This is a genomic window from Tildeniella sp. (assembly GCF_059505325.1).
The window spans coordinates 86,062-98,123 of sequence record NZ_JCACKI010000015.1; the positions used below are offsets into that span (position 1 = coordinate 86,062).

General features: G+C 52.6%; 11 protein-coding genes and 1 pseudogene. 4 read left to right on the forward strand and 8 right to left on the reverse strand.

Features of this window, described 5'->3' with window-relative positions:
* The first annotated feature begins 47 nt into the window (after positions 1 to 47).
* The gene (locus tag AC5JO6_RS06630) at positions 48 to 992 is read left to right on the forward strand and encodes a hypothetical protein (protein WP_496080257.1); all 945 of its coding nucleotides are present in this window, start codon (positions 48 to 50) and stop codon (positions 990 to 992) included.
* A gap of 126 nt (positions 993 to 1,118) precedes the next feature.
* Positions 1,119 to 1,763, forward strand: coding sequence for a class I SAM-dependent methyltransferase (locus AC5JO6_RS06635; protein WP_496080258.1), 645 nt, complete (start codon positions 1,119 to 1,121; stop codon positions 1,761 to 1,763).
* Between the two features lie 131 nt (positions 1,764 to 1,894).
* On the opposite strand, the gene AC5JO6_RS06640 is transcribed toward AC5JO6_RS06635, so the two are convergent.
* Entirely contained in the window at positions 1,895 to 2,758 is an 864-nt protein-coding gene (locus AC5JO6_RS06640; protein WP_496080259.1) for a 3'(2'),5'-bisphosphate nucleotidase CysQ family protein, read from the reverse strand.
* Between the two features lie 66 nt (positions 2,759 to 2,824).
* Complete coding sequence (locus tag AC5JO6_RS06645; RefSeq protein ID WP_496080260.1) at positions 2,825 to 3,700, reverse strand: sugar kinase; 876 nt, start codon at positions 3,698 to 3,700, stop codon at positions 2,825 to 2,827.
* Between the two features lie 176 nt (positions 3,701 to 3,876).
* Between AC5JO6_RS06645 and rsmI the strand changes: the two genes are divergently transcribed.
* Complete coding sequence (rsmI, locus tag AC5JO6_RS06650; protein WP_496080261.1) at positions 3,877 to 4,713, forward strand: 16S rRNA (cytidine(1402)-2'-O)-methyltransferase; 837 nt, start codon at positions 3,877 to 3,879, stop codon at positions 4,711 to 4,713.
* A 605-nt stretch (positions 4,714 to 5,318) separates the two neighbouring features.
* On the opposite strand, the gene AC5JO6_RS06655 is transcribed toward rsmI, so the two are convergent.
* The 6 genes and pseudogenes from AC5JO6_RS06655 to AC5JO6_RS06680 all read right to left on the reverse strand — a co-directional run bounded on the left by AC5JO6_RS06655 (position 5,319) and on the right by AC5JO6_RS06680 (position 9,459).
* Positions 5,319 to 5,618 (reverse strand): type II toxin-antitoxin system RelE/ParE family toxin, encoded by a 300-nt coding sequence (locus tag AC5JO6_RS06655; RefSeq protein WP_496080262.1) that lies wholly within the window; start codon positions 5,616 to 5,618, stop codon positions 5,319 to 5,321.
* A complete protein-coding gene (locus AC5JO6_RS06660) occupies positions 5,615 to 5,803 on the reverse strand; it encodes a hypothetical protein (RefSeq protein WP_496080263.1) in 189 nt (62 codons plus the stop codon). Before AC5JO6_RS06660 ends, AC5JO6_RS06655 begins: the two co-directional genes overlap by 4 nt.
* A 137-nt stretch (positions 5,804 to 5,940) precedes the next feature.
* Positions 5,941 to 6,000: pseudogene (locus tag AC5JO6_RS06665) on the reverse strand (hypothetical protein); the annotation flags it as partial.
* Positions 6,001 to 6,153: 153 nt separating this feature from the next.
* A complete protein-coding gene (locus tag AC5JO6_RS06670) occupies positions 6,154 to 7,746 on the reverse strand; it encodes a tetratricopeptide repeat protein (RefSeq protein ID WP_496080264.1) in 1,593 nt (530 codons plus the stop codon).
* A gap of 9 nt (positions 7,747 to 7,755) precedes the next feature.
* Positions 7,756 to 9,078: an ATP-binding protein gene (locus AC5JO6_RS06675; protein WP_496080265.1), complete on the reverse strand. Its 1,323-nt coding sequence runs from the start codon at positions 9,076 to 9,078 to the stop codon at positions 7,756 to 7,758.
* A gap of 180 nt (positions 9,079 to 9,258) precedes the next feature.
* Positions 9,259 to 9,459, reverse strand: a complete 201-nt coding sequence (locus AC5JO6_RS06680; protein ID WP_496080266.1) for a hypothetical protein — start codon at positions 9,457 to 9,459, stop codon at positions 9,259 to 9,261.
* A 259-nt stretch (positions 9,460 to 9,718) separates the two neighbouring features.
* On the opposite strand from AC5JO6_RS06680, the gene AC5JO6_RS06685 reads away from it, so the two are divergent.
* The coding region (locus AC5JO6_RS06685; protein ID WP_496080267.1) for an endonuclease MutS2 at positions 9,719 to 12,062 on the forward strand (2,344 nt) is incomplete at its 3' end.

Here is a 12,062-nt window from a genome sequence, read left to right on the forward strand (position 1 = left end):
TATTCTCTAATCCAGGTGTATAAGACTCTAGCCCCAGGAGGACTGCCATGGCGACTGACTATTTGCTCTTTGTACATGGCGTTAAAACGCGCAATGAAGCAGAGTTTCGCGCTTTAGCGACCACTTTATTTAACGGCATTCAGCGATCGCTACCGGATCGATCGAGAGTGCTAAAGCCCGTCTTCTTCTTCTGGGGCGATTTGAATCAAGATCCTCAAGCTGACCTTCTTAGAGGGTTTGAAGCATCTCCCAAGTGGAAAGACTTTTGGTTCCGTGACTTTCGCACAGAGCGAGTCCTGGAATTTGTGGGCGATGCCGCGCTTTACCTTAGCCGCCATGTTGGGTCGGAGTTAGTTAAGAAGCTGAGAACCAAAATGCTGGAAGCTTTTCAAGCGGTGCAACCGGGCGATCGCCTGCATTTGGTCACACACAGTTGGGGCACCGTCATTCTGTTTGACATTCTCTTTGCCGCACGATGGGAGGACGAAAAGCTAGATGAATCTGTGCGTAACAGTGTGCAACGCATTCGCAATCTCCTGTTCGGTATTCCACTCGACCCCACAGCAGATATCCCTGATGCCAATGTTTACAAAGGTCTTCCCATCGCCAGTATTTATACGATGGGTTCACCAATCGCTCTTTTCAGCCTCATTAGTGTCACTGGTCAAAGTACACACGATTTGACTCCTAAGCTCAAGGATTTATTAGAGAACCTCTATAACTCCAGGCAGAAGGCGTTGCCCTGGCGCAACTATGCTCATCCTGGCGATCCACTTGCCTATCCCCTTGAGGGAGTGATGCCATTGTTGTTGGATGAGCAGGCAAAATTGGTGCAAATTCAGGATGTGATGACAGAGAAAGGCAATCTTTTTACACGACCGTTCAGTCAGACGCTTGCCCCCTTGCTCAATGGCGGTGATGCTCACAACAGCTATTGGGAAAACGTAACCGTTGCAAAAACGATCGCCGAGGGAATTCAGCGATCGACTTAGGTGGCAAGATCCCCGCTTCTTGAAGAAGTCGAGGATCTGAGGCGCGATCGCCCAGCGCGGCTGGATTTTGTTAACATATCTTCATGGTTAACGTTCCAGCCCTCATTTAATCGATCTTTAGACGCTATGCTGCTACGCCCCGAACAGCGCACCAAACTTGACGATACAAACGATAGCCTCTTTTACGAACAGCCGCGCTTTGTCACCCATGTGGATGAAGGCTTTATTCAACAGTTGACTGACCTGTATCAGGAACGGTTGCAGCCAGAGACACGCATTCTCGATCTGATGAGTAGCTGGGTGTCACACCTGCCGGAAATCGCGTTTGCGTACGTCGAAGGGCATGGGTTGAATGGCGAAGAACTGGCACGTAATCCGCGTTTGGATCACTACTTTGTGCAGAACCTGAATCAGGAACCAACGCTACCGTTGGATGACCAATCCTTTGATGCTGTTCTGAATACAGTCTCTATGCAGTACATCCAGTATCCCGAAGCGATTTTTAATGAGATTCATCGCGTACTTAAGCCGGGTGGCATTGCCATCATCAGCTTCTCCAACCGGATGTTTTATCAGAAAGCGATTCAGGCGTGGCGGGATGGCTCGGAGGGCGATCGTGTGAAGCTTGTTGAAGGTTACTTCGCCGCTGTGCCAGGTTTTACCAAGCCAGAAGTTTTTGCCCGTCAGTCTCAAGTTCCTGGCATCATGCAGCTACTCGGTATGGGCGGTGGTGATCCGTTTTACGCAGTGATTGCACATCGAGAAGCTTAGAGATCTCGCTCATAAATGACTGTAAGGAGCCGTAGTCGTAGAATGGGCAAAGGTTCTACCCGTGCCCATCATCCTAAGCCGTTGCGATGGGCCCGCAGGGCTTTGCCCATTCTACTTTGGTTGGTTGTTTTCTACAGAGCATCGATCGCCTCCAAAAGCCTTTCTGCTTCCGCACAAAGCTCATCGTGGCAATGCCCGTTACTGGCAACCAAGCCACCCCATTGACTGACATCCGCCTGGTTGTAGCGCAGTAAGGTGCCGTCAAAATGGGTGAAGCGCCCTCCAGCTTCGGTCAGAATCAACTCTGGTGCTGCCAGATCCCAATCCTTCGGCGCAGACGTACCAGACAGGGAGATGTAGATGTCTGCCTGCTGTTCTAGAATCGCGGCGACTTTGCCACCGACGCTGCCAACCGATCGCTGCTGCTGTACGGGAAAGCGTTGCAGTAACTGGTTGAAGCGTTCATTACGATGGCTACGGCTGGCGACGATCGTTAACTCATCGAAGCGCGATCGCTGCGAGACGGCAATCGGGACGGGCGTGTCATGCCATCGTTCCACAAAGGTACCGCCGCCCAGCGTAGCAAAGTAGAGCGTTTTCGCTGCGGGGCAAACCACCACTGCCAGTACAGGGCGATCGTCTTCTAACAGCGCAATGTGGACGGCATATTCTCCGGTACCGTTGATAAAATCTTTTGTGCCATCAAGCGGATCGATCACCCAAACCAATGGTTTCGCCAGCCGTTCCTGCATGGGCTGCGTTTTGTACGTTTCTTCCGTCAGATAGGCAAACTCGCGGGTGCCCAAACTGGCTTGCAAATTGTTGAGGATGTACGCATCAACAGCCGTATCGGCAGCGGTGACAGGTCCATCGACTGCATCCTGAACGCTGAGGTCTGCAAGCTGAACGTTGAGCAATAGATCGGCAGCGCCCCAACCAATGCTACGGGCGATCGGCAAGAGTGACTGTAGTTCCGTAGATTGTAAGTGATTCAAATGAAGTGGTCTCCGAGGGTGGGGAGTGGGGAGTAGGGAGTAGGGAGTAGGGGATCAATTCAACACTTAACACGTTTCTTCTTCCATCCAGCGGCGGGTACCGAAGTGTTGGCAGGATTGGGCGGCGATGTTGGCGGCGATCGTCAGTGCTTCTTTAAACCCTGTTTGCAAAATAGCGTGGCAGAAAGCACCATGAAAAATATCTCCCGCTCCTAGTGTATCGACGACGTTGACGACAGGCACGTTGATCTGTCCCGCTTGCGTTGCTGTCCAATACTGAATCGGCTGCTGTCCTTGAGTGATGGCGATATGAGGAACACCTAACGCTGCTAGATAAGCAATGACATCTTTAGTGCTTTGGCAGTTGGGCGGCTGAAAATTAGCAGAGCAAATGACGTAATCAGCGAGAGGCAACACCGTTTCAAAACCCGGTTTCCAACTACCGCCATCGATGACGACGGGAATTCCCTGCGATCGCGCCTGCATTGCGATCGTCCGTCCCACATCCATCTGATGCCCGTCGATGAGTACCACAGCCACATCTTGCAGATTGGTGGCAGGGATATGGGCGATCGCCTGCATCTTCATGGCATTCAATGAAACGACTGCTCGATCGCCCGTGCGTTCAGTCACCATAATGGAAGAAACGGGTGGCGGAGCAGCAAGCGTCGGATTCAAATCGTTGAGTGTCACTCCATGCTGCTGAAGATCGGTCAGAATCAACTGAGCCATCGGATGAGTACCAAGAACGCCTAACACGATCGCCTCATTGCCCAGATGACTAAAGGTCACAGCCGCATTCGTCGCCGGACCGCCCGCTGACACCGTATAGTCAGAAGCAACGAGCTTTTGATTAGCCAACGGCGGGCGATCGACCAGATAGATAAGATCCAGCGTCACTAAGCCAATAAAAAGTCCACGATAAGCTTGCTGTTGGTTCATAGGGTGAGATTCAGCAGCCAATCGTAGAATGGGCAAAGGGTCTTGCCTGTGCCCATTGCTAGGAGACATTATGGATGGGCACGTAGGGCTTTGCCCATCCTACTTTGGTTCTAAGCTTTTTACCCCTCACTCCACCGCAAAGCGGAAGCAAGCTACACCCCTCACCCCTCACCTCAATGCCCGGAACGCTCTATCTCGTCGGCACACCGATCGGCAACCTCGAAGACATGACCTTTCGAGCTGTGCGGATTTTGCAAACGGTGGATTTGATCGCCGCTGAGGATACGCGCCATACAGGTAAGCTGCTGCATCATTTTCAGGTGGGTACGCCCCAAATTAGCTACCACGATCACAATCGTCATAGTCGCACAGCCGAGCTATTGGAACGGTTGCAAGAGGGAAAAACCATCGCGCTCGTCACCGATGCGGGAATGCCGGGAATTTCTGACCCTGGCTATGAACTGGTGAAAGCCTGTGCGGAGGCAGAGATTCCCGTGGTGCCGATTCCTGGTGCGAGTGCCGCGATCGCCGCCCTGGTTGCCTCTGGTTTACCCTGCGATCGGTTTATGTTTGAAGGGTTTCTACCCGCCAAAGCTCCCGCCCGTCGTGCCCATCTGGAGGTGTTGCAAACCGAGCCTCGTACACTGATCTTTTACGAAGCGCCGCATCGCTTACGACAAACCTTGCAGGATTTTCTGCTTCTAGGGGCAGACCGTCAGCTTGTGCTGGCGCGAGAATTGACCAAGCGCTACGAGGAAATTTGGCGCGGCACGGTGGCAGCCGCGATCGCACACTACAGCAGCCGCGAACCACAGGGCGAATTTACGATCGTTGTGGCTGGCGCAGACATCACGCAGCCTGCGCTATCGGAAGCGACCCTCAAAACTGAACTGCAAAACCTGTTGAAGCAAGGACTGTCGCGATCGGATGCTAGTCGTCAACTCGCACAGCAAACGGCGTTACCCCGTCGTCAGCTTTACCAACTCGCGCTGTCACTGCCAGAACCGGATTAAGGCTGTACCAATCGACGAGTTTACCGCTTGAGGAATGCTTGGTCAAGCACTTGCTTCAACATCGATTGGCATAGAATCTCCCTAGCGAACGATCGCGATCGCTTCGTATTGTGTTCACCGCTAGCATGATTGCGTGTGGCTAAAATGTTATTGGATCAAACGACAAAACGATTGCCTCCCGTTGCAATGTCATGCGATCGACCTGTACTCAGTATGTTCCGTAACGACAATTCAATTGCACTGAGGCAACACCCAACAGCATGGCGATGCAACTCGATTGGAGCAACTCGCACTCAGTATGATCCGCAGCAACATTTTAATGGGAGCGAGTGACCAAGAAAGTTCAGTCCCTGCGTTGGCAATGTTGGTTGACGCAGTGCAATATTGGCTGATACCATTCCTCCCGAACAACGTAAAGAGCGAATGTAAATGCGATCGCATCCCATATGCAGGTATCAAGTGCTGGATTGCTGAGTGACGATCGTAGCATCCAAGCCGCATTGCCATAGATGCCATTGAGCAATGCCGGAACGCTGAGGTCGGCATCCAGTTATTCCCAATGAAAGCCTGTACCAGAAGGTGCCACGGTAATGTCAGCACGACACCTACTCAGAGAAATCTTCTGACGGTGTGATTTGCTGCGAACCGTGTAGCACTGCCAGAATATCGATTTGCTCAGCTTTGATGTAATAAATGATGCGGTAGGAGCTTTCAATGACTTCACGAATCTGCTCGGTAGAAAACTCTGGCACCACTCGACCGGATAGTGGAAAGGTAGCGATCTGCTGCGATCGCCTGGTTAAGCGGTCAATCGTTCTCTCAGCATATTTGGGTGAGTTTTGAGCGATGTAAGCGTAGATGGCTGAAAGGTGCTGTACAGCGGTCTCTGTCCAAAAAACCTTCACTCTGGAAGTCCAAACTGCTTACGAACCTCTTCAACAGATGCCACTCGACCCGCGTTGCTGTCTGCCAATCCAGCCTCAATTGCTTGTCTAATATAAATTTCAGCCATCAGATCGTCCCAGGTCGAATGCTCTGGCAGTTGATCAACCAAACGATGCGCTTCTTCCTTAATGCTGCGAGTTTCCATACGCTTTAGTGGAGGGGATAGCTTTTCGTTAAATAGAATTGTAAGCGATCGCTCGTTTATAGCTGTTTAGAAACCTGCGATCGGGCTGTTATCGTTGCCACATTCTCAATCACTTCTGAGAGCAACTCATAAAATTCTTAAAATTCTTCTCGGTTGTCTCGCAAAAGCTCAACGATCGCCCGCTTCAGAATTTCCTTTAATCAAACTGGAGCGATCGCCCCTCTGCCGCTAACACACCCACACATTGACTCTTCAATCACGTGCTGCTTTGAGCAACGCTCGCACAAACCGCATCAGGCGGTTACTTCACCTGTTCTGAGTTTTGCCATACTCGTCAAATGATATGATATTCAACATTCTGGCGGCGGCTTATACTTCCGAGTAAGAAGCGCCTTTTCCATATCTAAGCGTAACTTCTGAATTCCCTGGATTAAGTGTAATTCTGGATTGATTGCCAATGCTTGATCGAGACTGGCAACCGCGTCCTCAAGGCGCATTAAGCTGACTAGTGCAGCACCCCTCATAATCCAGCCCTTGTAGTAGTTCGGTTGGATCGCTACCGCCCGGTCATAGCTGGCGACTGCCTCCTCATAACGCCTTAAGTTCTCTAATGCATCGCCCCGGTTAGACCAGGCTTCATGATAGTCCGGTTTGATTGCCACTGCCCGATCGTAGCTGTCGATCGACTCCTCGGCGCGCTCCAAGCTAAACAGTGCAATGCCCCGACCGCACCAAGCACCGTGATCGTCCGGTTTGATTGCCACTGCCCGATCGTAGCTGGCAAGCGCATCCTTGTCGCGCCTCAGTTTGCCCAGTGCATTGCCCCGGTTGTACCAAGCCTTGTGATTGTCCGGCTGGATTGCCACTGCACAGTCATAGCTGGTGATTGCGTCTTCATAGCGCCCTAAGCCATCCAATGCCACGCCCCGGCTGTTCCAGGCTTCGTGTAAGCCCGGTTTGATTGCTACTGCCCGGTCATAGCTGGCGATCGCGTCCTCGTGGCGCTCTAAGCTAAGCAGTGCATCACCCCGGTTTTTCCAGGCTGTGTGGAAGTCCGGTTTGATTGCTACGGCTTGGTCATAGCTGGTGATCGCGTCCGCATAACGCCCTAATCTAAACAGTGCATCTCCTCGATTGAGCCAGACTTTCTCATTGGCGGGTTGAAGTTCGAGGGCTTTCTCGTAGCTGACGAGCGCTTGAGCATACTGCTTGTCACTTTCAAACAGTAGCCCCTGCTGGCAGAGTAGATTAGTCATTGCTTCCGGCGGCACAGTAAATGACTGATGGTGCTCAATGTAGTCTCGAAACGTAAGCAGTTTCTCTGTACGAGCTTCGGGACTTAGCGCTGTGTAGTCGTTCCACTTGTCAGAGAGCAGCTTTGCCGATTCCTGCTGGCGATCGTTTTCATCAGGTGGAACGGTAAACAACCCAGAGCGCCAGTCGAAGAAATCGGGCGCACGTTGAATGAAATATTTAATGACAAAGGGGGGCACCAGGAAGACAAACGAGCAGCCAAAGTGGTCTCTGAAGCGCTCCCGCTGCTGGTTGAGATGGCTGAGGATCGGCGGTACACCCTTCCAACTCACCGTGTAGATGATCTCCGGGTCGCCCCATCCGCTCAGGCGCTTAGTGTCCTCATAGGCAAGTACTGAGGCTTCGAGATTGGTCACAAAGAGAATGTCAAACGGCTGCTGCTGCCAGAGTGCCTCTACCTGGTCATAGAGCGTTGTGCTGTCGCGATCGAGCCGTAGCTCCTGCATCTTTTTCTGCGGCAGATCCTCTTTGAGGTCGGCAATGATGTCTGTTGCTTGGGCGGGCGTACACTGTACAAAAAACAAGCCAAAGCCCCGCTTCCGCCGCAGACTGCGCGACAGATATTGATAGACCTCTTCCGAAGTCTCCGGCGGCAAAGGAATATCGTCTTCAGTGGGCTTGGCTGTCATACCTTCAGTTTACGATCGACGCTCCTTAAACTGTGGAATATTCTCAATCAAGGGATGAACATCGTACCAGGTCAGTTTCTCTCCGTGCTCATCCAGATAGCTATATTCCAGCAGACAAAGGTTAAATAGCAAACTCCGGTGCGCCATGTCGTGCTGAATCTGTTTGTCGCGGGAGACGGCTGCCAGCAGATCCCACTGGTGTTCTTCCACAGCCCGTCGATAGCTGTCGCGCTCTTCTGTAATGGCTCGCTGCACCGCTTTTGCCGAAATAGGTAAGGTCTCTGTGCGGTTCACCGCTTCCTGTGCCAGCCGCAGCAGTCCCCGCACATGCCCCCCACTCATCAAACACAGCCGCTCTAACGCTGCCGCCGATTCAAAAATCTCCGTTTCCAGATCTAAGTCGGCAGCAAAGGGCTGAATGCGTTGAGCCAGAATCTGTTTAATTGTCGCTACTCCCGGTGCGTGAATCTCCCCATCGGGCGATCGCACCATAATCATGGGCAAAATCTTGGAATCGTTGTAATTCTGGTTTAAGTCATTCGCCCATTTAGAAAACAGAATCGCAAAGGGAATCGTGTAAATGATGTGGCAGTCCAGCGCTTTAAGCTGCTCACTGCGATCGATAAAAATCTCCTCATGATTGCTCCGCCCACTCCGCTCATCGTAAATCGGCGCAATCCGATCCAGGTTATCCACAATTAGCACCAGCTTGGTTTTCCCCTCTGGCAGCTTCGTCTTGGCATCCTGAATAAACTCATTCAACGCCTTGATCAGCGTGGGCGTATGGGGATTAATCTTTTCGCGAATGCGCGATCGTAGCGTTGGCTCAGTACGCAGATTGGCTGTGAGCTTGGCAAACTGGTTGACGGCGACCTCTGCATCGAGACCTTCCAGCGACACTTTCGTTTGTGCCAGATCTTTGAGGTCTTCCCAGCGCTCTTTCAACCAATCTTGTAATGGTTTGGTGTTTGCCGTCCTCTTCAGTTCTGTAAGCAAGTGCGACGTACACGCCAGCAGAATGTCGGTGTATTCAATATCGCCGCTATTGACATCTTCCTCGATCGCCGAAAAGTAAACCACGAAGCACCCTTCCGTCTCCAGGCTTCCTTTTAGCCGCAGCAGTTCGGTCGATTTGCCTGCTCCCCGATGCCCTGAGTACAGTTGATAGGTCGTCTGCCGCGATTTACGAATGCGGTTGCCTAAGTCATCGAGAATATCCCCATCCCCTCGCACCGCATCACAATCCACGTAAGCCGGATCGCTTGCTTCTAGCGGTTTGTACGGTTCAAGCGCGTTGAAGATATCATCTAGGACAGCGGAGTTTGCAGCCATAGAATTAGAAGCCTTACTGATGGTTTGACTCTCTCAAGTCTCCTCAATTAAACTCTACATTCGCTGAAACTCAGCGATCGTCACCAAGTAAACGTTGGCTGAGCCTAACGTCCGGCAGTAGCAGCGCCATCTTCTCAAAAAACTAATATGCCTGATTGAAATGGATGGTGACTTCCGTACTCAAACGGAGCAGGTTTGTTTGCTCTCTTGCGATCGCCGTTTTACCTGACCCGATGACAACGCTCGTTGCAGCATCGTCAGTGCCGTAATGTCGTGCAGGTTGCAGTTGCCATCGAAGTATTGACACAAGGTCTGCTCCGCTTCAGTCGTCAGATAGCCGTAACAAATTGCCTTTTGCACAACCTGATCAATTGGGCTCATGATGCCTTCCCTGCCTGAAGATGATGAGCCAAGTATGAAGTTCAGATAAGGAAGCTAGTGTGACAGTTGGGCTGCGATCGTGTGACACATTGCAACTTAACGGGTGACAGCCAGGTAATCGCACGGTGATAAACCTATGAGCCGCTGGTGATGCAACTCACGTACAGGGCGCGATCGTCCGCTGACTCTTTTGCTTTTGGGCGTGTCGCTGTGTCTAAGAACTCCCTAAAATGAAGAGAGCGTAACCTATTGATGCAATTTGATCCAAGCTGAAACCCTTGAACTTTTGGACTGGTCGCGGCTTTGCCAGCACCTATCGACCTTTGCGGCAACTAAGCTAGGTGCGATCGCGGCTCGTCGTCTACGCATCCCCGACACAAAAGCCGAAACGCTGAACCTGCTGGCACAAACGCAGGAAGTGTATGAGTTAGAAAATCGTCTCAGCACCGGGCTAAAGTTTGACGGCATTACTGATGTTGGCGAATCGTTAGAGCGGGCAGAGCGTCGAGCGTTACTGTCGGGCGAGGAACTACTGGCGATCGCCACAACCTTAGCTGGAATGCGTCAACTCCGACGCGTCATCGACAATCAACCGGATCTAACGGTGCTGAATACGCTGATCGAAGAGTTGCGAACGTATCCTGAACTAGAGCAAGAAATCCATCGTTGCATTGACGATCGCGCACAGGTTGCCGATCGTGCTACGCCTAAGCTGGCTGGCATTCGTGAACAGCAAAAGCAACTGCGCGATCGGGTCTACAGCACCCTACAAAGCATCTTGCAGCGCAAGGCAAACGCCGTCCAGGAAAGCTTAATCACCCAGCGTGAAGGGCGTTTCGTCATCCCCGTCAAAGCACCCCAGAAGGACGCGATTCCCGGCATTGTCCATGACACTTCCATGAGCGGTGCCACTCTTTATGTCGAGCCACAAGCCACTGTTAATTTAAACAACCAACTGCGTCAGCTTCAACGTCAAGAGCAAGTCGAAGAAGAAGCTGTGCGGCAAGCGCTTACCGATCAGGTTGCGGCAGTGAAGCCTGATTTGGAACGGTTACTGGCGATCGCCATCACGATCGACCTTGCCACTGCCCGCGCTCGCTATAGTCTGTGGCTAGGAGCCAATCCACCCCACTTCATCACACGAGATGAGGGTAGTGCCCCCACACCCCACACCCCACACCCCACACCCCACTCGATCGTCCTTCGCCATCTCCGTCATCCCCTTCTCATCTGGCAACAGCGGCACGAACAAGGACGACCCGTGGTGCCGATCGATCTTGTCATCCAACCGCATATTCGCGTCGTCGCCATTACCGGACCCAACACAGGTGGCAAAACCGTCACGCTCAAAACCCTCGGTCTCGCGGTACTGATGGCAAAGGTAGGACTCTTCGTACCAGCCCGCGAACCTGTCGAACTGCCCTGGTTCGATCAAGTGCTGGCAGACATTGGCGATGAGCAATCGTTAGAGCAAAGCCTGTCTACGTTTTCAGGGCATATTCGGCGAATTAGTCGGATTCTGGAGGCGTTGGGAGGGCAGAAGGCAGAAGGCAGGAGGCAGGAGGCGGGGGAAGCAGGGGAGGCAGGGGAAGCAGGGGAGGCACTGTCATGCATTCAAAACTCAGAACTCAGAACTCAAAACTCTCCTAGTCCCTACTCCCCACTCCCTACTCCCTACTCCCTCGTCCTCCTCGATGAAGTTGGTGCTGGCACCGATCCATCTGAGGGCAGTGCGCTGGCGATCGCGCTGCTCAATCACCTAGCCGATCATGCAGGTTTGACCATTGCGACGACCCATTTTGGCGAACTGAAGGCGCTGAAATATCAAGACGATCGGTTTGAGAATGCGTCCGTTGAGTTTGACGATGTGTCGCTGTCGCCAACCTATCGCCTGCTGTGGGGGATTCCCGGACGATCGAATGCGCTGACGATCGCTCGTCGATTGGGTTTGGATGGGGGCATTGTGGAGCAGGCACAAGCCCTTGTGGGTGGCGCATCGGAGGACGTGAATCAGGTGATTGCGGGATTGGAAGCACAACGCCGTCGTCAAGAAACAAAGTCTCAAGAAGCCGCGCAATTATTAGAGAGTGCCGAACGGTTACATCGTGAACTGTCGCGCAAAGCTGCATCACTGAAGGAGCGGGAGCAGGATCTACAGCGATCGCAAGAACAAGCAGTACAGGCGGCGATCGTCGAGGCAAAGGGTGAAATTGCTCAGGTCATCCGTCAACTTCAGCAGGGTCCCATCTCGGCTCAGGCAGCGCAACAGGCAACGGATTCGCTCAATCAGCTTGCCGAAAATCGCCTGCCCTCCCGTCAACCCAAGCCACCGAAGCCAGGTTTTCGTCCGCAAGTGGGCGATCGCGTCCGCCTGCCACGCCTGGGGCAAACCGCTGAAGTGCTGACGGCTCCCAACGACGATGAAGAAATCACTGTCCGCTTTGGGCTGATGAAAATGACGGTGCCGCTGGATGATGTGGAATCGTTGGAAGGGGAAAAGGTTGCGAAGAGGCAGAAGGCGGAGGACAGAAGGCAGGAGCGGTCAGCAGTCAGCGGTCAGCAGTCAGCGGTCAGCGGTCAGCGGTCAGCGGTCAGCGGTCAGC

Bases quoted from the DNA above. Each gene is read 5' to 3' on its own strand.
- AC5JO6_RS06630 (WP_496080257.1), top strand. From the start codon at position 48: ATGGCGACTGACTATTTGCTCTTTGTACATGGCGTTAAAACGCGCAAT.
- AC5JO6_RS06635 (WP_496080258.1), top strand. From the start codon at position 1,119: ATGCTGCTACGCCCCGAACAGCGCACCAAACTTGACGATACAAACGAT.
- AC5JO6_RS06645 (WP_496080260.1), bottom strand. From the start codon at position 3,700: ATGAACCAACAGCAAGCTTATCGTGGACTTTTTATTGGCTTAGTGACG.
- rsmI (WP_496080261.1), top strand. From the start codon at position 3,877: ATGCCCGGAACGCTCTATCTCGTCGGCACACCGATCGGCAACCTCGAA.
- AC5JO6_RS06660 (WP_496080263.1), bottom strand. From the start codon at position 5,803: ATGGAAACTCGCAGCATTAAGGAAGAAGCGCATCGTTTGGTTGATCAA.
- AC5JO6_RS06670 (WP_496080264.1), bottom strand. From the start codon at position 7,746: ATGACAGCCAAGCCCACTGAAGACGATATTCCTTTGCCGCCGGAGACT.
- AC5JO6_RS06675 (WP_496080265.1), bottom strand. From the start codon at position 9,078: ATGGCTGCAAACTCCGCTGTCCTAGATGATATCTTCAACGCGCTTGAA.
- AC5JO6_RS06680 (WP_496080266.1), bottom strand. From the start codon at position 9,459: ATGAGCCCAATTGATCAGGTTGTGCAAAAGGCAATTTGTTACGGCTAT.